Raw genomic sequence first — 22,945 nt, forward strand, 5'->3', positions numbered from 1 at the left:
AATCGCGATGGAAGATGGCCTGCGCTTCGCGATTCGCGAAGGCGGCCGTACCGTTGGCGCCGGCGTCGTCGCCAAGATCCTGCAGTAGGCGCATTGCGCTTACCTGCAGACCTTCGTTCTTTAAGTAAAATCGAGTAGAGACGCATGGCCGCAACCAGCCAGTCCATACGCATCCGGCTTAAGGCCTTCGACCACCGCCTGATTGACAAATCGGCACGTGAGATCGTTGAGACCGCAAAGCGCACGGGTGCCGTCGTTCGCGGGCCGATCCCGCTGCCGACGCGCAAAGAGCGTTTCACCATCCTGGTGTCGCCGCATGCCGACAAGGATGCGCGTGATCAGTATGAAATCCGCACGCACAAGCGCCTGATGCAGATCGTCGACCCGACCGAAAAGACGGTCGACGCGCTGTCGAAGCTGGATCTTCCAGCCGGCGTCGAAGTGCAGATTCGCGTCAACTGAGGCCCGACGAAATGACGATTGCAATCATTGGTCGCAAGGTCGGCATGACCCGGATTTTCACCGAAGCCGGTCACTCCATTCCGGTCACGGTGATCGAATGCACGCCGAACCGCGTGACCCAGCTCAAGTCGCTGGAGTCCGACGGTTATCGCGCGGTGCAGGTCGCCGTTGGTGAACAGAAGGCCAGCCGGATCAACAAGGCCGCCACCGGTCATTACGCCAAAGCGGGTGTGCCGGCGGGACGTGGCCTCTGGGAAATCCGTCTGGTCGAGGGCGATCCCGATCTCGAGCCCGGCGCCGAGCTGAGCGTCGAGCAGTTTACCGACATCAAGCGGGTCGACGTGACCGGCACCAGCATCGGCAAGGGTTTTGCCGGCGTGCAGAAGCGCTGGAACTTCGGAGGTGGCCGTGCGAGTCACGGTAACTCGCTGTCGCACCGCGTCCCCGGCTCCATCGGTCAGCGCCAGAGCCCGGGCAAGGTGTGGAAGGGCAAGAAGATGGCGGGCCACATGGGGAACGAGCGTGTCACCACGCTGAACCTCGATCTGGTCAAGGTTGACGCCGATCGCAATTTGTTGCTGGTCAAGGGTGCCGTTCCCGGCTCCAAGAACGGTGACGTCATCGTCCGCGCGGCGGTGAAGTAAGGACGTGACAACGATGGATATCCAACTACATAACAGTCAGAACACGCTCGCCGTGTCCGACGCCGTCTTCGGTGTCGACTTCAACGAGGCGCTGGTTCACCAGGTGGTGACGGCCTACCTCGCGGGCGGCCGTGCCGGCACCAAGAAGCAGAAGACGCGCGCTGAAGTGCGTGGCGGTGGCCGCAAGCCGTGGAAGCAGAAGGGCACCGGGCGTGCGCGCGCCGGTACCATCCGCAGCCCGTTGTGGCGCACCGGTGGTGTGACCTTCGCGGCGCGCCCGCGCAGCTTCGAGCAGAAGGTCAACCGCAAGATGTACCGCGGCGCGATCCGCTCGATCGTGGCCGAGCTCAACCGCTCGGGTGTGTTGATGGTCGCCGACGCGTTCACGGTCGATGAGCCGAAGACCAAGTCGCTGATCGCCAAGCTCAATGAACTGGGTACGCAGAACCTGCTGATCGTGACCGAGTCGGTCGACGCGAATCTGGTGCTGTCCGCGCGCAACCTGCCGCACGTCGACGTCAGCGATGTCGAGGCGATCAACCCGGTCGCGCTGCTGTCCTTCGACAAGGTGCTGATGACCGAGGGCGCGATCAAGAAGCTGGAGAGCTGGCTGTCATGAACGTCGATCGTCTGCATTCCATCATCCTTGCTCCGGTGATTTCGGAGAAGGCCAACCGCGTCGCGGAAAAGCAGAACCAGGCTGTGTTCAAGGTGCTGCCGAATGCCGAAAAGGCGGAGATTCGCGAGGCGGTCGAGAAGCTCTTCAACGTCAAGGTCACTTCGGTGCAAACCTTGAACGTGAAGGGCAAGACCAAGCGCTTCGGCCAAATGATGGGCCGTCGTTCCGATTGGAAGAAGGCCTACGTGACGCTCGCCGAAGGTGAGCAGATCGACTTCCTGGGCCAGAGCTAACTAGAGCTATCGCCATGCCGTTGCAGAAAGCCAAACCGACATCCGCTGGCCGTCGCCACGTTGTCAAGGTCACACATCCGGATCTCTACAAGGGCCGTCCGCACGCGCCCCTGCTTGAGAAGAAGTCCGGCAATGGTGGCCGCAACAACGCCGGTCGCATCACTACCCGTCACCAGGGTGGTGGTCACAAGCAGCACTATCGTGTCGTCGATTTCAAGCGGACCAAGGACGGGGTGCCGGCCAAGGTCGAGCGGATTGAGCACGATCCGAATCGCAGCGCGCATATTGCTCTGCTGTGCTACGCCGACGGTGAGCGTCGCTACATCATCGCGCCCAAGGGCGTGAGCGCCGGCGATCAGCTGCAGTCCGGTCGTGATGCGCCGATCAAGCCGGGCAATGCCCTGCCGCTGCGCAACATTCCGCTGGGCTCGACGATTCACTGCATCGAGCTGCGCCCGGGCAAGGGCGCGCAGGTTGCGCGATCCGCCGGTGCGGCCGTGCAGCTCGTGGCCCGTGATGGTGAGTATGTGACGCTGCGTCTTCGCTCCGGCGAAATGCGCAAGGTGCATGGCGATTGCCGCGCAACGCTGGGTGAGGCCGCCAATGGCGAGCACAACCTGCGTTCCTACGGCAAGGCCGGCGCGAAGCGCTGGAAGGGCATCCGCCCGACCGTCCGTGGTGTCGTCATGAACCCGGTTGACCATCCGCACGGCGGTGGTGAGGGCAAGTCCGGTCAGGGCAACCCGCATCCGGTGTCGCCGTGGGGCCAGAAGGCCAAGGGCCTCAGAACCCGCAACAACAAGCGCACGGAGAAGTTCATCGTGCGTAGCCGCCACAAGCGCTAACAGTACTGCTTGGATTTAAGCCATGCCTCGTTCGATCAAGAAGGGCCCGTTCATCGACCACCATCTCGCAAAGAAGGTGAGCGATCTTCAGGGCGCCCGCGTCAAGAAGCCGATCAAGACCTGGTCGCGCCGCTCCATGGTGTCGCCCGACATGGTCGGCTTGACCATTCAGGTCTATAACGGCCGCCAACACATGCCGGTGTTCGTCACCGAAAACATGGTGGGCCACAAGCTCGGTGAGTTTTCGCCGACCCGCACCTTCAAAGGCCATGTGGCCGACAAGAAGGGTTGAGGAATAACGCCATGCAGACGCAAGCAGTTCTTCGTTTCGTGCGCCTCTCCCCGCAGAAGGCGCGGCTGGTCGCTGACCAGGTCCGTGGCCAGAAGGTTGAGCAGGCGCTCAATCTGCTGAAGTTTTCGAACAAGCGCGCCGCCGACATCATCCGCAAGGTGCTGGAATCGGCGATCGCCAATGCCGAGAACAACGATGGTGCCGACGTCGACGAATTGAAGGTCAAGGAGATCTTCGTCGATCAGGGCCCGGTAATGAAGCGCATCCAGCCGCGTGCCAAGGGCCGCGCGGATCGCATTCTCAAGCGGACGTCGCACATCACGATCCGCGTCGCGGACGAGTAAGCGAGAGCAAACGGAAACGATCATGGGTCACAAAGTACATCCCACTGGCATTCGCCTCGGTATCACCACGCGCTGGAAGTCCAACTGGTACGCCGAGCGCGCGACCTACCGTGAGAACCTCGGTACCGATCTGGAAGTGCGCACTTTCCTGCGCAAGAAGCTGGCGAACGCGTCGGTTTCGCAGATCTATATCGAGCGTCCGGCGAAGTCGGCACGCATCACCATTCATACCGCGCGTCCGGGCATCGTCATCGGCAAGAAGGGCGAGGACATCGAGAAGCTGAAGCGTCTCGTGGCCGGCAAGATGGGGCTGAAGCCCGACAGCGTGCACATCTCGGTCGAGGAAATCCGCAAGCCGGAACTCGATTCGCAGCTGATCGCTGAATCGGTGGCTCAGCAGCTCGAACGGCGCATCATGTTCCGCCGCGCGATGAAGCGCGCCGTGCAGAATGCGATGCGCCTGGGTGCCGGCGGCATCAAGATCCAGGTCAGCGGTCGTTTGAACGGTGCCGAGATCGCGCGCACCGAGTGGTATCGCGAAGGTCGTGTGCCCCTGCACACGCTGCGCGCCTATATCGATTACGGCTTTGCCGAGGCCAAGACGACGTACGGAATCATCGGCGTCAAGGTCTGGGTGTTCCAGGGTGAACAGTTCGAAGCCGACGGCAAGGCGGCTTCGAAAGCCGCAGAAGCCGCCTGAGGAGTTTCGACACCATGATGCAGCCCAAGCGCACCAAGTACAGAAAGCAGATGAAAGGCCGCAATCGCGGCCTGGCGACGACCGGCAACAAGGTCTCGTTCGGTGAGTTCGGTCTCCAGTCCTTGGAGCTGGGCCAGGTCACCGCACGTCAGATCGAAGCCGCGCGTCGAGCGATTTCGCGTCACATCAAGCGTGGCGGCAAGCTCTGGATCCGTATTTTTCCGGACGTGCCCGTAACCCGCAAACCGCTCGAAGTCCGTATGGGCAAGGGCAAGGGTAACGTGGAGTGGTGGGCCGCCAAGGTTCAGCCGGGCCGCATGCTTTATGAAATGGAAGGCGTTCCCGAAGAGCTCGCACGCGAGGCATTCCGCCTTGCGGCCGCGAAGTTACCGGTGAAAGTCCAGTTTGTTACCCGGACGATCATGTAATGAAGACCACGGATTACGTTAAGGAGCTGAGCGGCAAGAATGCTGAGCAGCTCAATGAAGAACTCGCGGCGCTGCGCAAGGAGCAGTTCAACCTGCGCATGCAGTCGGCGACGGGCCAGTTGACGCAGACTTCGCGAATCGGCGAAGTGCGCAAGAAGATCGCGCGCGTCAAAACGTTTATGCAGAAGCAGCAGGCGCAGGCCTGAACCGCAGGATATGGCGATGAGCGAGCAGACCGAAAAGACCCAGCGCATTGTTGTCGGACGCGTGGTGTCGAACAAGATGGACAAGACGATCACCGTGCTGGTCGAACGTCGCGTCAAGCACGCGATCTATGGCAAGTACATGCGTCGGTCGACCAAGATCAAGGCGCACGATGAAGCCAATACGTGCAACGAGGGTGATCTGGTGTCGATCACCGAATGCCGTCCCTTGTCCAAGGACAAGAACCACCGCCTGGTTGCAGTGCTTGAACCGGTCGCGGGCGTGACCACGGGAGCCTGAGGCCATGATTCAGCAAGAATCGATGCTGGCAGCCGCTGACAACAGCGGGGCCAAGACCATGCTGGTGATCCGTGTGGCGGGCTCGACCCATCGGCGTTACGCCGGTGTGGGCGACATCGTCAAGGTCACGATCAAGGACGCAATTCCTCGTGGCAAGGTCAAGAAGGGTGAGGTTCACAATGCAGTCGTGGTGCGTACGCGTCACCCGGTGCGTCGTCCGGATGGTTCCGCCATTCGTTTCGACAGCAACGCGGCGGTACTGCTAGACGGCAAGTTCGAACCGATTGGTACACGTATTTTCGGGCCGGTTACCCGAGAGCTGCGCGAGAAGTTCATGCGCATCATCTCGCTGGCCCCCGAAGTTCTTTGAACGAATTAGAGCGTTTGGACGGTCTTTACCGATGAACAAGATTCGCAAGGGCGACGAAGTCGTCGTCATTACCGGTCGCGACAAGGATCGCCGCGGCACCGTTTCGCAGGTTCTGGCGAATGGCAAGCTGATGGTCGACGGTATCAATGTCGTGAAGAAGCATCAGAAGCCGAACCCGAATTCGGGCGTGCCCGGCGGAATCGTCGAGAAGGAAATGCCGCTCGACGTGTCCAACGTGATGCTGTGGAACGCGGCCGCCGACAAGGGTGACCGGGTCGGATTCAGGTTCGAGGGCGAAGGCAGCGAGCGCCGCAAGGTGCGCGTGTTCAAGTCCAGCGGCGATGTCGTCGGCCGTTAAGCGAGAGGACTGAGCAATGTCAACGATGCAAAGCTATTACAACGATACGGTACGCGCGCAGCTGCAGGAAAAGCTTGCCTGCAACGTGATGTCCGTGCCGCGTCTGAGCAAGGTCACGCTGAACATGGGCCTGGGCGAAGCGGTGAACGACCGCAAGGTCATCGAACACGCCATGAAAGACCTCACGACCGTCGCCGGCCAGAAGCCGGTGGTGACCAAGTCGCGCAAGGCCATCGCGGGTTTCAAGATCCGTGAGGACTATCCCGTTGGCATGATGGTCACGCTGCGCTCCGTGCGCATGTATGAGTTCATGGAGCGTCTGATCAACATCTCGCTGCCGCGAATCCGCGATTTCCGCGGAATTTCGCCGAAGGGCTTTGATGGCCGCGGCAACTTCAATTTCGGCATTACCGAACAGATCATCTTCCCGGAAATCGATTACGACAAGATCGATTCTATCCGTGGCATGAACATTTCAATCACGACGACGGCGAAGAACAACGAAGAAGGTCGGGCCCTGCTCGACGCCTTCGGCTTCCCGTTCCGCAAGTGAGGCGCGAGTAACCCCATGGCCAAGACCAGCATGATCAACCGCGAGATTAAGCGTCAGAAGCTCGCGAACCGTTACGCCAAGAAGCGCGCCCAGCTCAAGGAGATCATCTCCAGCCATAACGCGGATTTTGACGACAAGGCAGCCGCCGTCGAAGCGCTGTCGAAGCTGCCGCGTGACTCGTCGCCGGCGCGTCAGCGCACGCGCTGCGCCATCACCGGCCGTCCGCGTGGTGTCTACAAGAAGTTCGGTCTGGCCCGTAACAAGCTGCGCGAGTCGGCGATGAACGGCGAAATTCCCGGCCTCAAGAAAGCCAGCTGGTAAGAGACTGTCGATATGAGCATGAACGATCCCATCGCCGATTTCCTGACCCGTATCCGCAACGGTCAGGCGGCGCGCAAGAAGACGGTCACCGGTCCTTCGTCGACGACGAAAGAGTCCATCGCCGCAGTGCTGAAGCAGGAAGGCTACATCAGCGACTATTCGGTGCAGACCGATGGCGTGAAGAAGACGATCACGGTGAATCTGAAGTATTTCGAAGGCAAGCCCGTCATTGCCCGTCTGGAGCGCTACAGCCGTCTGTCGCTGCGCGCCTATCGCGGCAAGGACGAACTTCCGCGGGTTCTCGGCGGCCTGGGCGTGGCGATCGTGTCGACGTCCAAGGGTGTCGTGACCGACAAGCAGGCGCGCGCGGCCGGTGACGGCGGCGAAGTGCTGTGCGTCGTGTCCTGAGGTGAATTGAAATGTCACGAGTTGCCAAATTTCCATTGACGTGGCCCAAGGGTGTCGAACTCAAGGTCAACGGTAGCGAGGTCACGGTGAAGGGCGCGAAAGCGCAGCTGTCGCTGAGGCTGCCAAACGGCATCGCGCTGGACCTGAACGAAAGTGGTGCGACGATCGCGTCTGAATCGGTCGAGAAGCAGCCGGCGATGTCGGGCACCACGCGCGCCAACATCAATAACCTGATCGTGGGCGTTTCGGAAGGTTTCGAACGCAAGCTGGCGCTGGTTGGCGTCGGTTACCGCGCCGCGGCGCAGGGCAAGAGCCTGAGCCTGTCGCTGGGCTTCTCTCACCCTGTCGACTATCCGGTGCCGGAAGGCATTACCGTCGAAACACCGACCCCGACCGAGATCGTGGTCAAGGGTGCCGACAAGCAGAAGGTCGGGCAGGTGGCCGCCGAGATCCGAGCCTACCGTCCGCCCGAGCCATACAAGGGCAAGGGCGTGCGCTATGTCGGTGAACGCGTGGTGATGAAGGAAGCGAAGAAGAAGTAAGGCCAGTTTAAAGCCTGCGGCCATCGGGCCGCGGTTGGACACATGAACTATGAACTCGAAGAAAGCAACACGCATCCGCCGCGCGACCAAAACGCGCGCCAAGATTCACGAACTGGGCGTACATCGCCTGTGCGTGAACCGTACGCCGCGCCACATCTATGCGCAGGTCATCGCGCCGGACGCGGGCAGCACGCTGGCGGCCGCCTCCACGGTGGAGAAGGTGCTGGTCGAGGGCCTGAGCTCGACGGGCGGCGTTGAAGCGGCCAAGAAGATCGGTGAAGAGATCGCCAAGCGGGCGAAGGCAGCAGGAATCACGACCGTGGCGTTCGATCGTTCCGGTTTCAAATACCACGGTCGCGTCAAGGCACTTGCCGACGCGGCGCGCGAAGGCGGTCTGGAGTTTTAAGAAATGGCGAATCCGAACAGAGCGAACTCGAATCGTAGCTACGACGACAACCAGGGTGGCGATTTCAAGGAAAAGCTGGTCACCGTCAACCGGGTCTCCAAGACCGTCAAGGGCGGCAAGCAGTTCGCGTTCACCGCGCTGACGGTGGTAGGCGACGGCGCCGGTAAGGTCGGCATGGGTTACGGCAAGGCACGCGAAGTGCCGGTTGCGATCCAGAAGGCGATGGAGCGTGCACGCAAGTCCATGGTTTCCGTGGCCCTGCGCGGCCAGACGCTGCAGCACGAAATCGAGGGCAACCACGGCGCCACGCGAGTCATCATTCGCCCGGCCTCCGACGGTACCGGCGTCATCGCCGGCGGCGCTATGCGCGCAGTGTTCGAAGTCGCCGGTGTGCATAACGTGCTGGCCAAGTCCTTCGGTTCGCGCAATCCGATCAATCTGGTACGCGCCACGATCGATGGGCTGAGCCGCATGAACCTTCCGGACGAGATTGCCGCCAAGCGTGGCAAGACCGTCGAAGAGATCCTGGGGTAAGCCATGGCTGATAAGAAGATTCGTGTCACCCTGATCCGTTCGCCGTTCGGCCAGCTCAAGCAGCACCGCAACAACGTCAACGGTCTCGGTTTGCGCAAGATGCATCAGAGCCGTGAACTCGTGGCCACGCCTGCGGTCATGGGTATGGTCAACGCCTCGGTCCATATGCTGAAGGTCGAAGAATTGTCGTAAGGCGTGCAGGGTGAGGGGGAAGGCGCAAAAGCTTTTACTCCACTCGCCGCATGTCTCACACCTCACCTGAGTCAACAGATGAAAAAGCTCAACGAAATCAAACCTGCCGATGGTGCCAAGACGTCGAAGAAGCGCGTCGGTCGCGGCATCGGCTCCGGCCTGGGCAAGACTGCCGGTCGTGGCCACAAGGGTCAGCGCGCGCGCTCCGGCGGTTATCACAAGGTCGGTTTTGAAGGCGGTCAGATGCCGATTCAGCGCCGCCTGCCGAAGCGTGGCTTTCGCTCGACGACCGTCAAGCAGACCGCCGAGGTTCGTCTGTCCGAGCTGGAGAAGCTGGGCGTGGACGAGATCGATCTGACGGTGCTCAAGGCGGCCAATGTGGTTCCGGCGACGGCGCTGCAGGCGAAGGTCATCAAGTCCGGTGAGTTGAGCCGCAAGCTGCAGCTCAAGGGTGTTCTGGTCACCAAGGGCGCGCGCGCGGCCGTCGAAGCCGCTGGAGGCTCGGTTACCGATATCGATACGACGCCGGCGGCAGATGCCAGCAGTCCGGCCTCCGACGCGAGCCCGGCGGAGTAATTCGAGAACATCATGGCGAGAGGCACACCACAAGTCGGCGCTGGCATGGATCTCACCAAGATTGGTGAGATCAAGAACCGTATCTGGTTCCTGCTGGGCGCGATTGTCGTGTTTCGCATCGGCACGTTCATTCCGGTACCGGGTATCGACCCGGTGCAACTTGAGCAGCTGTTCGATGCCAATCGCGGCACGATCCTGGACATGTTCAACATGTTTTCGGGTGGTGCGCTGTCGCGCCTGTCGATCTTCGCGCTCGGCGTGATGCCGTACATCTCGGCGTCCATCATTGTGCAGCTGATGTCCTCGGTGGTTCCCGCCCTGAAGGAACTGCGCAAGGAAGGCGAGTCCGGCCGGCGCACGATCACCAAGTACACGCGCTACGGAACGCTCGGGCTTGCAACGTTCCAGTCCATCGGTGCTGCGGTCGCGCTGCAGAACTCCGGCGTGGCGCTGGCCCCGGGTTTCGGCTTCCTGTTCACCGCTGCGGTGAGCCTGGTGACCGGAGCGATGTTCCTGATGTGGTTGGGCGAACAGGTGACCGAGCGCGGTATCGGCAACGGTATCTCGATACTGATCTTCGCCGGCATCGTGGCTGGACTTCCGACCTCGCTGGGCTCGATGGCGCAGCTGGTCAGTCAGGGCGAGATGAGTCCGTTCATGGTCATCGGCGTGGTCCTGTTGGTCGGCGCCGTGGTCTACGGCGTGGTTTACGCCGAACGCGCCCAGCGCCGCATTCCGGTGCACCATGCGCGCCGCCAGCAGGGCCGCAAGATGTTCGCCGCGCAGACCCAGCACCTGCCGCTGAAGCTGAACATGGCGGGCGTGATTCCCCCGATCTTCGCGTCGTCGATCATCCTGTTTCCAGCATCGATGATCCGTTTCTTCGGAGACAGCGGCCCTTCGTGGCTGCAGCAGGCGGCCAACGCCCTGTCGCCCGGGCAGCCGGTGTACATGCTGTTGTACGCCTCGATGATCATCTTCTTCTGCTTCTTCTATACGGCCCTGGTTTTCGACTCGCGCGAAACCGCGGACAATCTGAAGAAGTCGGGTGCCTTCATTCCCGGTGTGCGGCCTGGCATTCACACCGCCAAGTACATTGATCTGGTGCTGACGCGCCTTACCGTTGCCGGTGCGGCCTACATCACCGCGATCTGTCTGCTGCCGGAGATTCTGTACTCGCAGTTTTCCGTGCCGTTCTATTTCGGCGGAACCTCGCTGTTGATTACCGTGGTGGTGGTTATGGATTTCATGGCGCAGCTGCAGGCGCACCTGATGTCGCACCAGTATGAAAGCCTTCTGAAGAAGGCCAATCTTAAGTCGTTGAACCGGCCCGGCGTGGTCCGCTGACCCACTGGCCATTCAGAGGAACAAGTCATGAAAGTCCGTGCTTCCGTCCGCAAGATGTGCCGGAACTGCAAAGTCATCCGTCGCAATGGTGCCATCCGTGTGATCTGCACGGATGCCCGTCACAAGCAGCGCCAGGGTTGATCGGGTTTCGAGCAGGCTTGATTTCTGCTCAGAATCCTATAAACTTCCGCGCCTTTTTCGCGTCGCCCAGTTTCAGGAGTAGATAAGCGCATGGCCCGTATTGCTGGCGTCAATGTACCGGCGAATAAACACGCTGTGATCGCGATTCAGTCGATCTACGGCATCGGCTCGACTCGAGCCAGGAAGATTTGCGCCGCCGCGCAGGTCGACCCGGCCCAGCCGGTCAAGAATCTCACCGAGGCCGAGCTCGAACAGCTTCGCGCTCACATCGGGAAGTACACCGTCGAGGGCGATCTTCGCCGCGAGGTGTCGATGAACATCAAGCGCCTGGTCGATCTGGGTTGCTATCGCGGTCTGCGTCACCGTCGCGGTCTGCCGGTTCGTGGTCAGCGTACCCGTACCAATGCGCGGACCCGCAAGGGACCGCGTCGTCCGATCCGCGGCAAGTAATCGAAATCGAGAAGCAGCAGCTCTATGGCCACAACCCAGACCTCAACGAAGCGTAAGCGCGTCAAGAAGAACATTTCCGACGCGGTTGCCCATATTCATGCGACGTTCAACAACACGATCGTGATGATCACCGACCGGCAGGGCAACACCCTGTCCTGGTCCACGGCCGGCGCCTGCGGGTTCAAGGGCTCGCGCAAGTCGACGCCGTTCGCTGCGCAGGTCGCGGCGGAGCGCGCCGCAACCGTGGCTGCCGAGCACGGTGTGAAGAACCTCGAAGTTCGCGTGAAGGGTCCTGGCCCCGGCCGTGAGTCCGCCGTGCGTTCGCTCAACTCCGCCGGTTTCAAGGTGACCAATATCACCGACGTGACCCCGATTCCGCATAACGGCTGTCGCGCGCCCAAGCGTCGTCGCGTCTAAGGTTGAGATACAAAAATGGCTAAATACGTAGGACCCAAGTGCAAGCAGTCGCGCCGTGCCGGCATGGATCTGATGACCAAGGGGCGTGGCCGTTCGCTTGAGTCCAAGTGCAAGCTCGACTCGCCCCCGGGCCAGCATGGCGCGCGTCGCCAGCGTCTGTCCGACTATGCGCTGCAGCTGCGCGAGAAGCAGAAGCTCAAGCACATGTACGGTGTTCTGGAGCGTCAGTTCCGTAACTACTACGCCAAGGCATCACAGAAGAAGGGCTCAACCGGCTTGTTGCTGTTGCAGCTGCTCGAAGCCCGGCTCGACAACGTTGTGTACCGCATGGGTTTTGGGGCCACGCGTTCGGAATCGCGTCAGCTCGTGAACCACAAGGCCATCCTGGTCAACGGCAAGACGGTCAATATTCCGTCCTACCAGGTTCAGAGCGGCGACATCGTCGAAGTCCGTGAGAAGTCGCGCTCCCAGAACCGCATCGCGCAATCGCTGTCGATTGCCGCTCAGGTGGGATTCCCGGACTGGGTCGAGGTCGATGAGAAGGGCATGAAGGGAACATTCAAGTCGGTTCCAGATCGCGAGCAGTTCCTGCCCGACATCAATGAAAATCTGGTAGTCGAGCTCTACAGCAAGTAATTGCTGACCGTCGGCCGTCACAAACGGCTGACGAGGTGGCGCCGCGGACTCGGAGCTTGTTGAGCCAGCGAGTCACAAGAAGGTATAGGCCGCCTCGAAACATTCTTCGAGGCGGCAACACAAAGTTGAAGAATTGCGAGGTAATTGACCCATGCAAGGGTTCGTCGCTGATTTGTTGAAACCGCGGAATATCGATGTCGAGATGCAGGGCAGCAATCGTGCGCTGGTCTCCCTGGAGCCCATGGAGCGCGGCTTCGGCCACACGCTGGGCAATGCCCTGCGCCGCATCCTGTTGTCGTCGATTCCGGGTGCCGCCATTACCGAAGTTCAGATCGATGGCGTGGTGCACGAGTATTCGGCTGTCGAAGGCGTGCAGGAGGATGTCATCGACATCCTGCTCAATGTCAAGAACATTGCACTGCGGATGCATTCGCGGGACGAGGCCACACTGAGCCTGTCGAAGTCCGGTGACGGTCCGATCACGGCTGGCGACATCGAGCTCGATCACGACGTCGAGATCGTCAACCCGGACCTGGTCATTGCCAACCTCACGGGTGGCAAGCTCAACATGACGCTCAAGGTCACCCGCGGTCGTGGCTACCAGCCGGTGGTCAATCGCCTTGCTGCCGACGAGGATTCCATGTCTGTCGGCGTGCTGAAGCTGGATGCCAGCTACAGCCCGGTTCGTCGCGTCAGCTACAGCGTCGAGCGCGCCCGCGTCGAGCAGCGCACCGACCTCGACAAGCTGATTCTGGACGTTGACACCAACGGCGGTATCGATCCGTCGGAAGCGGTTCGTCTCGCTGCGCGCATTCTGCGCGATCAGCTGGCGGTGTTCATGGACCTCGAGGCCGAGGAAACCGCGAGCCCCGAGACCCGCAAGAAGGATATCAATCCGATCCTGTTCCGCCCGATCGACGATCTTGAGCTGACCGTGCGCTCGGCGAACTGCCTCAAGGCCGAAAACGTCTACTACATCGGTGATCTGGTGCAGCGTTCGGAAACCGAGCTGATGAAGACGCCGAATCTCGGCAAGAAGTCGCTGAACGAGATCAAGGAAGCGCTGCGCGCCCACGACCTCGACCTCGGCATGAAGCTGGAAAACTGGTCGCCGCCGAAAACGGCGACGGTCTGATCCAGCCAGATCTAGCTATCAAGGAATACCGCGATGCGTCATCGTAACGCCGGCAAGCGAGTTGGGCACACCAGTGCTCATCACAAGGCCAATCTGCAGAATCTGGCGAATGCCCTGTTCCGTCATGAGCTGATCCGCACCACGGTGCCGAGAGCCAAGGAACTGCGTCGTTTCGCCGAGCCGTTCATCACGCGTGCCAAGGAAGACAACCTGGCCAATCGTCGCCTGACGTTCAATCGTCTGCGTGATCGTGAAATGGTGACCAAGCTTTTCAACGAGCTTGGGCCTCGTTACGCGACCCGTCCGGGTGGTTACCTGCGGATCATGCGTTGCGGCTTCCGGCCCGGTGACAGTGCGCCGATGGCGTACATCGAACTCGTCGATCGTCCGGCCGCGGATGCCACGGACGACGCGTCCGAATAAGGTCCGCCTGCCAGCCAAGCCTGAAAGCCCCCGCGTTGCGGGGGCTATTTCGTTTCGGATACCCGAAACTGCCGGATGGAGCCGGTCAGTCGTGATGACTCGGCGTCTCCGTCGGCTTGCGCTAAAGTAGCGCACATGCAGATCGCACCCCAGCAACTGGTCTCCCAACTACAACGCGGATTGCAGGCGCTCTACGTGGTGGCGGGCGAGGAGCCACTGCTGATTCAGGAGTCCTTGGACGCAATCCGTACGACCGCCCGGGCGCTCGGTTACGATGAGCGCGAAGTCCACGACGTGGACCGCGGTTTTGACTGGTCGCAGCTGTTGGAAGCGGTGTCTTCCGGCTCGCTGTTCTCGAGCAAGCGGATCGTTGAGTTGCGCCTGCCCGGCGGTTCGCCTGGCGACGAAGGCGGCAAGCTGTTGCGGCGCATCGCCGAATCACCCCCACCGGATGTATTGCTGTTGCTGAGTGCCGGCCCGCTCGACGCGCGTCAACGCAAGTCCACCTGGTACACGGCGCTCGAAAGCGCTGGCGCCGCCGTGTATTGCTGGGGCGTGCGGACTGAGCAGTTCGGTGCCTGGATCGAGCAGCGCCTGCGTCAGGCCGGTCTGAGTGCCGATGCGCAGACGCAGCGTCTGCTCGCGGAGCGCACCGAAGGCAATCTTCTGGCCTGCGCGCAGGATATCGAGAAGCTCAAGTTGCTGTGCCCCGACCGCCGCGTCAGCGTCGAAGCCTTGGGCCTGGCGGTGGCCGACAGCGCACGTTTCGACGCCTTCGATGTCTTCGACAAGATCCTCGTCGGCGATGCGGAAGGGTCGGTGCGCGGCCTGTCACGACTGCGAGACGAAGGCGTGGCGCTGCCGGAGATCATCGGTGCCTTTGCATACAACCTGCGCAGCTGGGCGCTGGCGGCCGAATACTACGCTGACAGCGGGAATGTTCAGAGTGCCTGCAACAGCGCAAAAATCTGGCGTAATCGCCAAGGGCCGATGAGCGCTGCATTGACGCGCGTGCGCCTGGGCGCCGTGCGTGGCTGGTTTGCGCAGCTGTCGCGTATCGATCTTGGCTCGAAGACCGGCGCAGCAGAGGCGGCCTGGGACGAATTGCTGAGCTGGGCCCTGCTCGCCAGCGGCGCAGCTCCGGCGCGATTGCTGCCCCGCCGCTCCTGATTCGGCTCACGACTGCCCGACTCCGGCGGATTTCAATACACTTGACCGCGGTGCCACGACCGGCTCCGCTCATGGCTTCCTACGACAGAGTTTGCATACCTTGAAATCCGATGCACGCCGCAAGAGCGGCCCTTCACAGATGATGATGGAGCGTGGTCAGTTGGCGCGCCTGGCCGCGCGGCGGCTGGCCGTGGCCGAGACTGGCCAGAAGAATGCCGCGCTGTTCGCCCTCAGCGACATCCTCATCGAGGACGCCAAGTCGCTGCTGGCCGCCAATGCGCGGGACCTGTCGAGTGGCCGGGAGCGCGGCCTTGATGCCGCCTTGATGGATCGCCTGGAGCTGACGCCGCAGCGCATCGAGGCCATGGTCAGTGGCGTGCGCGAGATTGCCGAATTGCCGGACCCGGTGGGCGAGGTCTTCGACATGAAGACCCGGCCGAGCGGCATCCAGGTTGGTCGCATGCGTGTGCCGCTGGGTGTGGTTGGCATCATCTATGAATCGCGACCCAATGTGACGGCCGACGCCGCGGCGCTATGCCTGAAGTCCGGAAATGCGTGCATTTTGCGTGGCGGTTCCGAGGCCTTGAATTCCAATCAGGCGATCGCCCGCTGCATCGATCGCGCCCTGCGCAGCGTCGGTCTGCCGACGGACGCGGTGCAGGTGATCGACATCACCGACCGCGAGGTCGTCGGCGATCTGCTGAGCATGCCGCAGTACGTCGACGTGGTGATTCCGCGAGGCGGCAAGGGTCTGGTCGCATTCGTGTCGGACAATGCCCGTGTGCCCGTGATCAAGCATCTGGACGGCATCTGCCACGTCTATATCGACGCGTCGGCGGATGTGGAAAAGGCGCTCGCGGTCGCGGTCAATGCCAAGACCCAACGTCTGGGCACCTGCAACACCATGGAAACTTTGCTTGTCGATCGGACACTGGCTGCGGCCATCCTGCCGGAGCTGGAGAGGATCTATATCGAGCACGGGATCGAACTGCGCGGTTGTGAGCAGACCCGGCGGATCATCGGCTCGGCGCGGCCGGCCACCGCCCAGGACTGGGATACCGAATATCTGGGACCGATACTGTCGATTCGGGTGGTCGAAGGCCTGGACGAGGCGATTGAGCATATCGACCGGCACAGCTCCAAGCATACCGATGCGATCGTCACCGAGAATCTGTCGCATGCGCGCCGTTTCGTGCGCGAGGTCGATTCGAGTTCGGTGATGGTCAATGCGTCCACGCGTTTCGCCGATGGTTACGAGTACGGCCTGGGCGCCGAAATCGGAATCAGCACCGACAAGTTTCACGCGCGCGGTCCGGTGGGGCTCGACGGCCTGACCTCGGTCAAATGGATTGTGTTCGGCGACGGTCATGTTCGCTGAACGGCTTCGAATCCGGCCGTTGCCGACGCGTGCCGGGGCCTGAACTGAAAGCGCCGATTGGCATTTTCGGCGGTACCTTTGCGCCGATCCACAACGGTCACCTGCGGCTGGCGATCGAACTTCGCGAACAGCTGGGACTTGAACGTGTCCTCGTGCTGCCGGCCGGATCGCCGCCGCATCGGGCTGCGCCGTCGGTGCCGACGGCGCGCCGTGTCGAATGGACGCGGCTTGCGGTTTGCAGCGAGCCGGGTCTGGAGATCGATACCCGCGAAACCGCTCGCGGAGGGCCATCGTATTCCTATGACAGCGTTGCGGCCCTGCGCAGGGAGCTGGGCGCGGACCGTCCCTTGTGTCTGCTGCTCGGCGACGATGCCGCCAACCAGTTCCATACCTGGCATCGCTGGCGCGAGATGCTGGATCTGGCGCATCTGATTTTTGTGGAGCGCCCCTACGAGCCGCCGTCACCGTCGCCGGATCTCGTCGCCCTGCTGCGCGGACGCAGGGTCAGTGACGCGAAAGCGCTGGCGCAGGCTGCACATGGATGCTGGATGGCCTGTAGCATTCCGCCATTGGCGATTTCCTCGACACGCATCCGACGCTTGCTGGCCGCGGGCCGTTCGATTCGCGGACTGGTGCCGGACGCCGTGGCGGACTCCCTCAGCGTGGCCGATATCGATGCGCTGAGCCGGGATGAAGACCCGGCCTATGATTGAGTGCCGCCCATGAGTCGCCGGTTGGACATTTTTTTTCGTTGCGCGCAGGCTTGCAATCGTAGTGGCGCATTCCCGTCCGTTCCGGATTTACTGGCCCCGAGCCGCTGCCCAAGGAGTCCCGCGACCGCATGAACCAAGCCGAACTCGCCGCCGAAGTCGTTTCCGCGCTGGAAGACGTCAAGGGCCAGGACATCCGATTGCTGGACGTCCATGAGCTGACGACCATTACCGACTCGATGGTGTTTTGTACAGGCACCTCCTCGCGACATGTCAAGTCTCTGGCTGACAGCGTGATCGACCGGGTCAAGCAGTTGGGCCGCAGGCCGGCCGGTGTGGAAGGTGCGGAGACTGCCGAATGGGTGCTGGTGGATCTTGGTGATATCGTGGTTCACGTGATGCAGGCGCAAACGCGCGCGCACTATCAGCTTGAAAAGCTCTGGGACCTTCAGGACGCACCGCGCGAGTCCGCCCGCCCGGGCTGAGTCGCTGCCGTTCATCGAATGAAAATCCGTCTGATCGCGGTCGGCACCCGTATGCCGGCCTGGGTCGAGACGGCCTATGCCGACTACGCCAGCCGCCTGCCGCGCGAACTGCGTCTGGAGCTGACGCAGATTGCGGTCGCCACGCGCCGCAAGAACTCCGATATCGCACGGCTCAAGCAGCAGGAAGGCGAGCGCATGCTCAAGGCCGTTTCCGAGCGTGATCGCGTGATCGCGCTCGATGAGCGCGGACAGGCCTGGAGCAGCGAAGAACTGGCGCAGCGCCTCGCGCGCTGGCAGCAGGACGGCCTCGACGTCGATCTGCTGGTCGGTGGGCCGGACGGACTTGCCGACGGCTGCCTGCAGCGCGCCGAATCGCGTTGGTCGCTATCGCCGCTGACCCTGCCGCATGCCTTGGTCCGGGTGCTGCTCGCCGAGCAGCTTTATCGCGCCTGGAGCCTGCTCGCGAATCATCCCTACCATCGCGCCTGAGCCCGAACCGGGCGCAATCAGGCGGGCTTGGCGCAGGCGGCGATCCAGATTGCGGCAATGCGTTCCAGGCCCAGGCGGTCGGCTTCGTCGAAGCGATGGGCCAATGGACTGTCCAAATCCAGCACACCGAGCAGTCGCTCGCCATCCAGCAAGGGAATCACGATTTCGGAATTCGAGGCCGCATCGCAGGCGATGTGTCCCGGAAAGGCGTGCACGTCTGCCACCACCTGAGTCTGACAATGGCTCGCCGCCGTACCACAGACTCCACGCCCGAGCTGTATGCGAATGCAGGCCGGTTTGCCCTGGAAGGGTCCGAGCACGAGCTCGCGGCCATCAAAGAAATAGAATCCCGCCCAGTTGAGATCCGTCATGCCGTTGAACAGCAATGCCGACAGATTGGCGGCATTGGCGATCAGGTTTTGCTCACCGTCGAACAGGGCCTGCGCCTGTTGCGCAAGCAGCTCATAGCTCTCGGCCTTGTCCGCGCCACGGGCGGGCTTCGATGTTTCAAACATGGGCGCTCCGGCTGTTATCGATTGGGGCAATCGGACCCAAAAGAAAAGGCGATCGCTGGGGGGCGACCGCCTTTTACATGCCGCTCAGGGGGGGGAGGGGAAGAGCGGCGTGCCTGAATCCGCAGGGGAGAGGATCCGGCGAACAGAAGTATGAGCTGTCATGAAAGCGAAAAATAGCGGAAAGATTTGAGATCGAACATCAAATCACTTGAAGGTATTTTCGTGGCGCTTGCGTCCGGATTCAATGCGGCGCATGGCCACGTGGTAGCAGCAGGCTGTGGTTATAGCGGGCCACCTGAGCCAGTGCGGGCAGATGGAAACCGGCAGTTCCGGATGCCAGCGGTGTGGTCGCGGCCGCGGTAATGAGGCCGGCATAGCGCATTGCGTCGTCGGCGAAATCCCCAAGCGCATGGGCATTTTCGCGCCGCAGCCGATCGATTGCATCGACCAGCGCCAACATACGAGTCACGGCGTCGTCGCGCTGGCGATCGTCGCCGCTCAGCTCGTGGCGGATCGAGGTGGCTGCGGCGTCGATCGGATGACGATCGTCCGTGATGATCGCGGTCAGGCGGCCGTCGCGGCTCAGCGCGGCAACCGGCATGTCATCCGCCTGACGCTTGGAGACGTCCTCGACCATGCGCAGGAAATGATCATGAAATTTGTCCGGACGGATCACACAAGCCGGTGGCCGGGAGGCGGCGTCGGTGGTGCTCAGCAGCTGGGCGGCGGCATCGATGTGATTGATCAGGGCGCGCAGCGTCACCAGGCCACGCGCGCTGGCGGTCTCGTCCCCGTTGCCGAGCCCGGCGTAGAGTTCGTGGATCGAATCGGCCAGGCGGATTTCGGGGCGCTCGCCATCGTGTTCGGCCTCGGCCACGTAGGTTGACAGCCGGTCGGCGTGGCGAAACAGTGCCGCCGTGGTCTCGATCAACTCGGGATAGACCGTGATCAATACGTCGATCGCCTCGATCGGACTCGGCTCGTCGAGCAGACGTCGATAGGCATTGCAGGCCGCCCGTGTCAACAGCACCAGGATCGCACCGCGCAGGCCGCCGTCGCGAGCCGCTTTGACAATCAGGCCGCGTGCGTCTGCGCTCGGCATCTCGCCGTCGCTGAGTACGCCGTCGAGATCGGCCAGAAGCTGTGAAATCAACTGGCCGGAAAATTCGGCTGGGCTCGGAGTATCGTCCACCATGCGGCTCAGGCTGGGAATCGGAGCGCGAGTTTACGCCAACAGCTGGCTAAGGCCTGTCCGGAATGAATTGAGCAAGGAATTCCTGGGCATCGATGCGCAGCAGGGTTTCGGCGCTCAGCGAGCAGGCGTCCGCATCGTAGCTGATGGCCTGGACCACCCAAAGTCCAAGCGCCCCGTCCCAGTGCAGATCACAACTGTGTTCCGCGGCCAGGCTCATGGCGTCTGCGACTTGCATGGACCTAGCTTACGACGAGGCTGGCGTCCTTGCCACACAGTCCGCAAAATGCGCGTCCCATGCTCAAGCCTCTGAAAATCGGGCCGTATGTTATCGATCCGGCCCTGGTGCTGGCGCCGATGGCCGGGGTCACCGACCGACCGTTCCGTATCCTGTGCCGCGAGATGGGTGCGGGCATGGCCGTGTCCGAAATGACGATCGCCGATCCAAGCTTGTGGCATACCGACAAATCGCGCCTGCGCCTGGACCATCGCGGCGAGTCTGTGCCGGTCAGCGTGCAGATCGCCGGCTACGATGCGGCGATGCTGGCGCATGCGGCGCGTCATTGCGTGGAACACGGCGCGCAGATCGTCGATATCAACATGGGTTGTCCGGCGAAGAAGGTGTGCTCGCGCGATGCGGGCTCGGCCTTGATGCGCGACGAATCCCTGGTCGCCGAAATATGTCGCGCCGTGGTCTCGGCCGTCGAGGTTCCGGTGACGCTCAAGATTCGCACCGGTTGGGCGCGTGCGCATCGTAATGCCGTGGCTGTGGCGCGATTGGCCGAAGATGCCGGTATCGCCGCGCTGTCGGTGCACGGGCGTACCCGGGAAGACCTTTATCGCGGTGAGGCGGAGTACGCCACGATCGCCGCCGTGAAGCGGGCGGTATCGATTCCGGTGCTGGCCAATGGCGATGTCGATTCGCCGGACAAGGCGCTTGCGGTGCTGCGCGCCACCGGCGCGGACGGTCTGATGATCGGCCGTGCGGCGCAGGGGCGGCCGTGGATCTTCGGCGAGATCGCAGAGTTTCTGCGTAGCGGGCGAGGTCTCCCGTCGCCCTCGGCCGATCAGGTTCGTGCGGTGTTGCTGCGTCACGTGTCGCAGTTGCACGAGTTCTACGGCGAAGGCCGCGGCGTACGCGTGGCGCGCAAGCACATCCGCTGGTATTGCCAGGATCATTCCGGACGTGAGTGTTTCTGGAAGCGGGTGTCGCGCCTGGAGTCTGCATCGGCGCAGCTCGATGCGATCGAAGCGGAATTTGCGGCGCCCGAGCCCTTGGCGCTGGCCGGCTGAAACGAAAAGGCGGCCCGCAGGCCGCCTTTTCGTCATACCGTCGCCGGCCGCGCTCAGATGCGCGCTTCGATGCCGAACTCGGAGAAGCCCTTCTTCTCGAAGTTGGCGCGGAACATGTCGCGCAACTTCATCGCCGCCTGATCATAGGCATCTCGGTCGCCCCAGGTGTTGCGCGGATTGAGCATCTCGCTCGGTACGTCCGGGCAGGTCTTGGGCATCTTCAGGTTGAGGATCGGATGCACCTCGCAGTCCACCGCGTCGAGCTGCCCGTTCAGCGCGGCATTGAGCAGCGCGCGCGTCAGCTTGATCGAAATGCGCTTGCCGATACCGTAGGGGCCGCCGGTCCAGCCGGTGTTGAGCAGAATGCAGCGCGCCTGATGCTTCTGCATTTTGGTGGCCAGCAGCTTGGCGTACACGTTCGGCTTGTGCGACATGAACGGGCCGCCGAAGCAGGCCGAGAACGTTGGCTGCGGTTCGGTGACGCCGACTTCGGTGCCGGCCACGCGTGAGGTGAAGCCCGAGACGAAGTGGTACATCACGTCCTTGGGCTCCAGGATCGAGATCGGCGGCAGCACGCCGAAGGCATCCGCCGTCAGCAGCACGATGGTCTGCGGGTGCGGCCCCTGGCCGTTCGGCATCACATTCGGATTGGCCTCCAGCGGGTACGAGAAGCGCGTGTTTTCGGCGATGGAATTGTCGGTCAGGTCCAGCTCGTCGGGATGGCATTCGGCCATCGTCCTGCCGGGCAGCGGCGGCACGTTTTCAATGATGGTGCCGGGCTTGGACAGCGCCGCCGCGATCACGGGTTCGGCTTCCTTGTCGAGGTCGATCAGCTTGGCATAGCAGCCGTCTTCGAGGTTGCACAGGCCGTTGTCGGACCAGATTGTTTCATCGTCGCCGATCAGACGACGCTCGGGATCGGCCGACAGCGTGGTCTTGCCGGTGCCGGACAAGCCGAACAGAATCGCTGCATCGTCCTTGGCGCCGACGTTGGCGGAGCAGTGCATCGACAGACGGCCTTCGTTCGGCATCAGGAAATTGCCAACCGTGAAAATGGTCTTCTTGACCACGCCACAGTAGTCGGCGCGCCCGGCGACCAGACAGATACGGTTCTTGATGTCGATGATCACGGCGGCTTCGGAACGGCTGCCGTCGCGTTCTGGTTCGCAGAAGAAACTCGGCACGTTGAGCATGGTCCAGCGCCGCGCCTCGACGTCCTTCACGCCGTCGAGGTTTTTCGGGAACATGTTGTGCGCGAACATCGCATGGGTGGCGTACTCGCCGACGAAGCGGTACGGCACGGCGAAGTCCGGGTCGGAGCCCATGAACACGTCTTTGACATACAGCGTGGACTGCTTGGCGTTGACGTGCTCGACGACGCGCTTCAGCAGCCCTTCGTATTTGTCCGGATCGTAGGTATTGAGGTCGGGCTTGAACCAGACCTCGTCGGCGAGGCCGGGCCATTGCACGGCGTAGGTGTCCTTGGTGCGGCGGCCGGTGCAGTCCGGGTCGGTGTAGTAGACCAGCGGGCCTTTGTCGCCAAGGCTTGTGGCATAGGCCTTCTGCTCATCGGAAGGGCCATCGGAGCGCACGCGACCGCGGTCGTTGGCGATGGCTTCGGCAAAGAGTTCCTCCTTGCTCAGATTGTCCTTATAGTGGACGGTCGTCAGCCCGAACAGCGTTTCGAGATCGGCCTTTAAGCTCATGCGGAGGTCCTCGGGAATCAAAAAGAAGCGGGGGCCGCGCAAAAAATCGGCGGCAAATAGTCGGCTA

The 22,945-nt window shown here is 62.1% G+C and carries 39 protein-coding genes; 35 read left to right on the forward strand and 4 right to left on the reverse strand.

Features of this window, described 5'->3' with window-relative positions; genetic code table 11:
- From RM530_RS11440 to rlmH, 34 genes are all read left to right on the forward strand, one after another.
- Nucleotides 1-88, forward strand: an 88-nt coding sequence (locus tag RM530_RS11440; RefSeq protein ID WP_311364051.1) for an EF-Tu C-terminal domain-related protein, incomplete at its 5' end; no start/stop codon positions are given.
- 56 nt (nt 89-144) lie between these two features.
- Complete coding sequence (gene rpsJ / locus RM530_RS11445) at nt 145-462, forward strand: 30S ribosomal protein S10 (RefSeq protein ID WP_311365364.1); 318 nt, start codon at nt 145-147, stop codon at nt 460-462.
- Nucleotides 463-473: 11 nt separating this feature from the next.
- Nucleotides 474-1,106: a 50S ribosomal protein L3 gene (gene rplC, locus RM530_RS11450; protein WP_311365365.1), complete on the forward strand. Its 633-nt coding sequence runs from the start codon at nt 474-476 to the stop codon at nt 1,104-1,106.
- A 13-nt stretch (nt 1,107-1,119) separates the two neighbouring features.
- Complete coding sequence (rplD, locus tag RM530_RS11455; protein WP_311365366.1) at nt 1,120-1,725, forward strand: 50S ribosomal protein L4; 606 nt, start codon at nt 1,120-1,122, stop codon at nt 1,723-1,725.
- Nucleotides 1,722-2,018, forward strand: a complete 297-nt coding sequence (gene rplW, locus RM530_RS11460; protein ID WP_311365367.1) for a 50S ribosomal protein L23 — start codon at nt 1,722-1,724, stop codon at nt 2,016-2,018. The genes rplD and rplW overlap by 4 nt, the downstream gene beginning before the upstream one ends.
- Nucleotides 2,019-2,032: 14 nt before the next feature.
- Nucleotides 2,033-2,863 (forward strand): 50S ribosomal protein L2, encoded by an 831-nt coding sequence (rplB, locus tag RM530_RS11465; protein ID WP_311365368.1) that lies wholly within the window; start codon nt 2,033-2,035, stop codon nt 2,861-2,863.
- Between the two features lie 22 nt (nt 2,864-2,885).
- Entirely contained in the window at nt 2,886-3,155 is a 270-nt protein-coding gene (rpsS, locus tag RM530_RS11470; RefSeq protein ID WP_311365369.1) for a 30S ribosomal protein S19, read from the forward strand.
- 11 nt (nt 3,156-3,166) lie between these two features.
- On the forward strand, nt 3,167-3,499 hold the full coding sequence (gene rplV / locus RM530_RS11475; protein WP_311365370.1) for a 50S ribosomal protein L22: 333 nt from the start codon (nt 3,167-3,169) through the stop codon (nt 3,497-3,499).
- A 22-nt stretch (nt 3,500-3,521) separates the two neighbouring features.
- The gene (rpsC, locus tag RM530_RS11480) at nt 3,522-4,199 is read left to right on the forward strand and encodes a 30S ribosomal protein S3 (protein ID WP_311365371.1); all 678 of its coding nucleotides are present in this window, start codon (nt 3,522-3,524) and stop codon (nt 4,197-4,199) included.
- A 14-nt stretch (nt 4,200-4,213) separates the two neighbouring features.
- Complete coding sequence (rplP, locus tag RM530_RS11485) at nt 4,214-4,627, forward strand: 50S ribosomal protein L16 (protein ID WP_311365372.1); 414 nt, start codon at nt 4,214-4,216, stop codon at nt 4,625-4,627.
- Nucleotides 4,627-4,833, forward strand: coding sequence for a 50S ribosomal protein L29 (gene rpmC / locus RM530_RS11490; RefSeq protein WP_311365373.1), 207 nt, complete (start codon nt 4,627-4,629; stop codon nt 4,831-4,833). Before rplP ends, rpmC begins: the two co-directional genes overlap by 1 nt.
- A 16-nt stretch (nt 4,834-4,849) precedes the next feature.
- The gene (gene rpsQ, locus RM530_RS11495) at nt 4,850-5,131 is read left to right on the forward strand and encodes a 30S ribosomal protein S17 (protein ID WP_311365374.1); all 282 of its coding nucleotides are present in this window, start codon (nt 4,850-4,852) and stop codon (nt 5,129-5,131) included.
- A 4-nt stretch (nt 5,132-5,135) separates the two neighbouring features.
- Entirely contained in the window at nt 5,136-5,501 is a 366-nt protein-coding gene (rplN, locus tag RM530_RS11500) for a 50S ribosomal protein L14 (RefSeq protein ID WP_311365375.1), read from the forward strand.
- 31 nt (nt 5,502-5,532) lie between these two features.
- Complete coding sequence (gene rplX, locus RM530_RS11505; protein WP_311365376.1) at nt 5,533-5,859, forward strand: 50S ribosomal protein L24; 327 nt, start codon at nt 5,533-5,535, stop codon at nt 5,857-5,859.
- Between the two features lie 16 nt (nt 5,860-5,875).
- Nucleotides 5,876-6,412: a 50S ribosomal protein L5 gene (rplE, locus tag RM530_RS11510; protein ID WP_311365377.1), complete on the forward strand. Its 537-nt coding sequence runs from the start codon at nt 5,876-5,878 to the stop codon at nt 6,410-6,412.
- Between the two features lie 15 nt (nt 6,413-6,427).
- The gene (gene rpsN, locus RM530_RS11515; RefSeq protein WP_311365378.1) at nt 6,428-6,733 is read left to right on the forward strand and encodes a 30S ribosomal protein S14; all 306 of its coding nucleotides are present in this window, start codon (nt 6,428-6,430) and stop codon (nt 6,731-6,733) included.
- 12 nt (nt 6,734-6,745) lie between these two features.
- Nucleotides 6,746-7,141 carry a 30S ribosomal protein S8 gene (gene rpsH / locus RM530_RS11520; protein WP_311365379.1) on the forward strand — a complete coding sequence of 132 codons (396 nt, stop codon included), beginning with the start codon at nt 6,746-6,748 and terminating at the stop codon, nt 7,139-7,141.
- Between the two features lie 11 nt (nt 7,142-7,152).
- Nucleotides 7,153-7,683, forward strand: a complete 531-nt coding sequence (gene rplF, locus RM530_RS11525) for a 50S ribosomal protein L6 (RefSeq protein WP_311365380.1) — start codon at nt 7,153-7,155, stop codon at nt 7,681-7,683.
- Nucleotides 7,684-7,732: 49 nt separating this feature from the next.
- The gene (gene rplR, locus RM530_RS11530; RefSeq protein WP_311365381.1) at nt 7,733-8,089 is read left to right on the forward strand and encodes a 50S ribosomal protein L18; all 357 of its coding nucleotides are present in this window, start codon (nt 7,733-7,735) and stop codon (nt 8,087-8,089) included.
- A gap of 3 nt (nt 8,090-8,092) precedes the next feature.
- Nucleotides 8,093-8,623, forward strand: coding sequence for a 30S ribosomal protein S5 (rpsE, locus tag RM530_RS11535; RefSeq protein WP_311365382.1), 531 nt, complete (start codon nt 8,093-8,095; stop codon nt 8,621-8,623).
- 3 nt (nt 8,624-8,626) lie between these two features.
- A complete protein-coding gene (gene rpmD, locus RM530_RS11540) occupies nt 8,627-8,815 on the forward strand; it encodes a 50S ribosomal protein L30 (protein ID WP_311365383.1) in 189 nt (62 codons plus the stop codon).
- 78 nt (nt 8,816-8,893) lie between these two features.
- Nucleotides 8,894-9,391 (forward strand): 50S ribosomal protein L15, encoded by a 498-nt coding sequence (rplO, locus tag RM530_RS11545; RefSeq protein ID WP_349256225.1) that lies wholly within the window; start codon nt 8,894-8,896, stop codon nt 9,389-9,391.
- A gap of 45 nt (nt 9,392-9,436) precedes the next feature.
- Nucleotides 9,437-10,738, forward strand: a complete 1,302-nt coding sequence (secY, locus tag RM530_RS11550) for a preprotein translocase subunit SecY (RefSeq protein ID WP_311365384.1) — start codon at nt 9,437-9,439, stop codon at nt 10,736-10,738.
- A 27-nt stretch (nt 10,739-10,765) separates the two neighbouring features.
- Nucleotides 10,766-10,879 (forward strand): 50S ribosomal protein L36, encoded by a 114-nt coding sequence (gene rpmJ, locus RM530_RS11555; RefSeq protein ID WP_311365385.1) that lies wholly within the window; start codon nt 10,766-10,768, stop codon nt 10,877-10,879.
- Between the two features lie 90 nt (nt 10,880-10,969).
- Complete coding sequence (gene rpsM / locus RM530_RS11560) at nt 10,970-11,329, forward strand: 30S ribosomal protein S13 (RefSeq protein ID WP_311365386.1); 360 nt, start codon at nt 10,970-10,972, stop codon at nt 11,327-11,329.
- Nucleotides 11,330-11,353: 24 nt separating this feature from the next.
- Nucleotides 11,354-11,746: a 30S ribosomal protein S11 gene (gene rpsK, locus RM530_RS11565; RefSeq protein WP_311365387.1), complete on the forward strand. Its 393-nt coding sequence runs from the start codon at nt 11,354-11,356 to the stop codon at nt 11,744-11,746.
- Between the two features lie 15 nt (nt 11,747-11,761).
- Nucleotides 11,762-12,382 (forward strand): 30S ribosomal protein S4, encoded by a 621-nt coding sequence (gene rpsD, locus RM530_RS11570; protein ID WP_311365388.1) that lies wholly within the window; start codon nt 11,762-11,764, stop codon nt 12,380-12,382.
- Between the two features lie 151 nt (nt 12,383-12,533).
- Entirely contained in the window at nt 12,534-13,517 is a 984-nt protein-coding gene (locus tag RM530_RS11575) for a DNA-directed RNA polymerase subunit alpha (RefSeq protein WP_311365389.1), read from the forward strand.
- Between the two features lie 33 nt (nt 13,518-13,550).
- Nucleotides 13,551-13,940, forward strand: coding sequence for a 50S ribosomal protein L17 (gene rplQ / locus RM530_RS11580; protein ID WP_311365390.1), 390 nt, complete (start codon nt 13,551-13,553; stop codon nt 13,938-13,940).
- 135 nt (nt 13,941-14,075) lie between these two features.
- Nucleotides 14,076-15,110, forward strand: a complete 1,035-nt coding sequence (gene holA, locus RM530_RS11585) for a DNA polymerase III subunit delta (protein ID WP_311365391.1) — start codon at nt 14,076-14,078, stop codon at nt 15,108-15,110.
- Nucleotides 15,111-15,252: 142 nt separating this feature from the next.
- Nucleotides 15,253-16,488, forward strand: coding sequence for a glutamate-5-semialdehyde dehydrogenase (locus tag RM530_RS11590; protein ID WP_311365464.1), 1,236 nt, complete (start codon nt 15,253-15,255; stop codon nt 16,486-16,488).
- Between the two features lie 29 nt (nt 16,489-16,517).
- Complete coding sequence (nadD, locus tag RM530_RS11595) at nt 16,518-17,201, forward strand: nicotinate-nucleotide adenylyltransferase (RefSeq protein WP_311365392.1); 684 nt, start codon at nt 16,518-16,520, stop codon at nt 17,199-17,201.
- A gap of 128 nt (nt 17,202-17,329) precedes the next feature.
- Complete coding sequence (gene rsfS, locus RM530_RS11600; RefSeq protein ID WP_311365393.1) at nt 17,330-17,683, forward strand: ribosome silencing factor; 354 nt, start codon at nt 17,330-17,332, stop codon at nt 17,681-17,683.
- Between the two features lie 18 nt (nt 17,684-17,701).
- Nucleotides 17,702-18,172, forward strand: coding sequence for a 23S rRNA (pseudouridine(1915)-N(3))-methyltransferase RlmH (gene rlmH, locus RM530_RS11605; protein ID WP_311365394.1), 471 nt, complete (start codon nt 17,702-17,704; stop codon nt 18,170-18,172).
- 17 nt (nt 18,173-18,189) lie between these two features.
- On the opposite strand, the gene RM530_RS11610 is transcribed toward rlmH, so the two are convergent.
- The 3 genes from RM530_RS11610 to RM530_RS11620 all read right to left on the reverse strand — a co-directional run bounded on the left by RM530_RS11610 (nt 18,190) and on the right by RM530_RS11620 (nt 20,099).
- Nucleotides 18,190-18,687: a GAF domain-containing protein gene (locus RM530_RS11610; protein WP_311365395.1), complete on the reverse strand. Its 498-nt coding sequence runs from the start codon at nt 18,685-18,687 to the stop codon at nt 18,190-18,192.
- Nucleotides 18,688-18,928: 241 nt separating this feature from the next.
- Complete coding sequence (locus tag RM530_RS11615; RefSeq protein WP_311365396.1) at nt 18,929-19,879, reverse strand: hypothetical protein; 951 nt, start codon at nt 19,877-19,879, stop codon at nt 18,929-18,931.
- Between the two features lie 49 nt (nt 19,880-19,928).
- A complete protein-coding gene (locus RM530_RS11620; protein ID WP_311365397.1) occupies nt 19,929-20,099 on the reverse strand; it encodes a hypothetical protein in 171 nt (56 codons plus the stop codon).
- 89 nt (nt 20,100-20,188) lie between these two features.
- On the opposite strand from RM530_RS11620, the gene dusB reads away from it, so the two are divergent.
- Nucleotides 20,189-21,172, forward strand: a complete 984-nt coding sequence (dusB, locus tag RM530_RS11625) for a tRNA dihydrouridine synthase DusB (RefSeq protein WP_349256226.1) — start codon at nt 20,189-20,191, stop codon at nt 21,170-21,172.
- Nucleotides 21,173-21,225: 53 nt separating this feature from the next.
- Here dusB and RM530_RS11630 read toward each other — a convergent pair whose 3' ends face one another.
- Nucleotides 21,226-22,878 (reverse strand): phosphoenolpyruvate carboxykinase (ATP), encoded by a 1,653-nt coding sequence (locus RM530_RS11630; RefSeq protein ID WP_311365399.1) that lies wholly within the window; start codon nt 22,876-22,878, stop codon nt 21,226-21,228.
- Nucleotides 22,879-22,945 lie beyond the last annotated feature (67 nt).

Origin of the sequence: Banduia mediterranea, assembly GCF_031846245.1 — a bacterium.
Lineage (GTDB): Bacteria > Pseudomonadota > Gammaproteobacteria > Nevskiales > Nevskiaceae > Banduia > Banduia mediterranea.

Excerpts from the sequence above, each read along its gene's own strand:
- rpsH (WP_311365379.1), top strand. The coding sequence starts at position 6,746 with ATGAGCATGAACGATCCCATCGCCGATTTCCTGACCCGTATCCGCAAC.
- rplV (WP_311365370.1), top strand. The coding sequence starts at position 3,167 with ATGCAGACGCAAGCAGTTCTTCGTTTCGTGCGCCTCTCCCCGCAGAAG.
- RM530_RS11630 (WP_311365399.1), bottom strand. The coding sequence starts at position 22,878 with ATGAGCTTAAAGGCCGATCTCGAAACGCTGTTCGGGCTGACGACCGTC.
- rpmJ (WP_311365385.1), top strand. The coding sequence starts at position 10,766 with ATGAAAGTCCGTGCTTCCGTCCGCAAGATGTGCCGGAACTGCAAAGTC.
- rpmC (WP_311365373.1), top strand. The coding sequence starts at position 4,627 with ATGAAGACCACGGATTACGTTAAGGAGCTGAGCGGCAAGAATGCTGAG.
- rplW (WP_311365367.1), top strand. The coding sequence starts at position 1,722 with ATGAACGTCGATCGTCTGCATTCCATCATCCTTGCTCCGGTGATTTCG.
- rpsK (WP_311365387.1), top strand. The coding sequence starts at position 11,354 with ATGGCCACAACCCAGACCTCAACGAAGCGTAAGCGCGTCAAGAAGAAC.
- rplB (WP_311365368.1), top strand. The coding sequence starts at position 2,033 with ATGCCGTTGCAGAAAGCCAAACCGACATCCGCTGGCCGTCGCCACGTT.
- rpsD (WP_311365388.1), top strand. The coding sequence starts at position 11,762 with ATGGCTAAATACGTAGGACCCAAGTGCAAGCAGTCGCGCCGTGCCGGC.
- RM530_RS11620 (WP_311365397.1), bottom strand. The coding sequence starts at position 20,099 with ATGAGCCTGGCCGCGGAACACAGTTGTGATCTGCACTGGGACGGGGCG.
- rpsN (WP_311365378.1), top strand. The coding sequence starts at position 6,428 with ATGGCCAAGACCAGCATGATCAACCGCGAGATTAAGCGTCAGAAGCTC.
- rplQ (WP_311365390.1), top strand. The coding sequence starts at position 13,551 with ATGCGTCATCGTAACGCCGGCAAGCGAGTTGGGCACACCAGTGCTCAT.
- RM530_RS11610 (WP_311365395.1), bottom strand. The coding sequence starts at position 18,687 with ATGTTTGAAACATCGAAGCCCGCCCGTGGCGCGGACAAGGCCGAGAGC.
- rplO (WP_349256225.1), top strand. The coding sequence starts at position 8,894 with ATGAAAAAGCTCAACGAAATCAAACCTGCCGATGGTGCCAAGACGTCG.
- rpsS (WP_311365369.1), top strand. The coding sequence starts at position 2,886 with ATGCCTCGTTCGATCAAGAAGGGCCCGTTCATCGACCACCATCTCGCA.
- rpsJ (WP_311365364.1), top strand. The coding sequence starts at position 145 with ATGGCCGCAACCAGCCAGTCCATACGCATCCGGCTTAAGGCCTTCGAC.
- rpsC (WP_311365371.1), top strand. The coding sequence starts at position 3,522 with ATGGGTCACAAAGTACATCCCACTGGCATTCGCCTCGGTATCACCACG.
- rsfS (WP_311365393.1), top strand. The coding sequence starts at position 17,330 with ATGAACCAAGCCGAACTCGCCGCCGAAGTCGTTTCCGCGCTGGAAGAC.
- rplN (WP_311365375.1), top strand. The coding sequence starts at position 5,136 with ATGATTCAGCAAGAATCGATGCTGGCAGCCGCTGACAACAGCGGGGCC.
- rpsQ (WP_311365374.1), top strand. The coding sequence starts at position 4,850 with ATGAGCGAGCAGACCGAAAAGACCCAGCGCATTGTTGTCGGACGCGTG.
- rlmH (WP_311365394.1), top strand. The coding sequence starts at position 17,702 with ATGAAAATCCGTCTGATCGCGGTCGGCACCCGTATGCCGGCCTGGGTC.
- RM530_RS11575 (WP_311365389.1), top strand. The coding sequence starts at position 12,534 with ATGCAAGGGTTCGTCGCTGATTTGTTGAAACCGCGGAATATCGATGTC.
- rplX (WP_311365376.1), top strand. The coding sequence starts at position 5,533 with ATGAACAAGATTCGCAAGGGCGACGAAGTCGTCGTCATTACCGGTCGC.
- rpmD (WP_311365383.1), top strand. The coding sequence starts at position 8,627 with ATGGCTGATAAGAAGATTCGTGTCACCCTGATCCGTTCGCCGTTCGGC.
- rplF (WP_311365380.1), top strand. The coding sequence starts at position 7,153 with ATGTCACGAGTTGCCAAATTTCCATTGACGTGGCCCAAGGGTGTCGAA.
- rplE (WP_311365377.1), top strand. The coding sequence starts at position 5,876 with ATGTCAACGATGCAAAGCTATTACAACGATACGGTACGCGCGCAGCTG.
- rplP (WP_311365372.1), top strand. The coding sequence starts at position 4,214 with ATGATGCAGCCCAAGCGCACCAAGTACAGAAAGCAGATGAAAGGCCGC.
- rpsM (WP_311365386.1), top strand. The coding sequence starts at position 10,970 with ATGGCCCGTATTGCTGGCGTCAATGTACCGGCGAATAAACACGCTGTG.
- holA (WP_311365391.1), top strand. The coding sequence starts at position 14,076 with ATGCAGATCGCACCCCAGCAACTGGTCTCCCAACTACAACGCGGATTG.
- secY (WP_311365384.1), top strand. The coding sequence starts at position 9,437 with ATGGATCTCACCAAGATTGGTGAGATCAAGAACCGTATCTGGTTCCTG.
- rplR (WP_311365381.1), top strand. The coding sequence starts at position 7,733 with ATGAACTCGAAGAAAGCAACACGCATCCGCCGCGCGACCAAAACGCGC.
- RM530_RS11590 (WP_311365464.1), top strand. The coding sequence starts at position 15,253 with ATGATGGAGCGTGGTCAGTTGGCGCGCCTGGCCGCGCGGCGGCTGGCC.
- rplD (WP_311365366.1), top strand. The coding sequence starts at position 1,120 with ATGGATATCCAACTACATAACAGTCAGAACACGCTCGCCGTGTCCGAC.
- rpsE (WP_311365382.1), top strand. The coding sequence starts at position 8,093 with ATGGCGAATCCGAACAGAGCGAACTCGAATCGTAGCTACGACGACAAC.
- rplC (WP_311365365.1), top strand. The coding sequence starts at position 474 with ATGACGATTGCAATCATTGGTCGCAAGGTCGGCATGACCCGGATTTTC.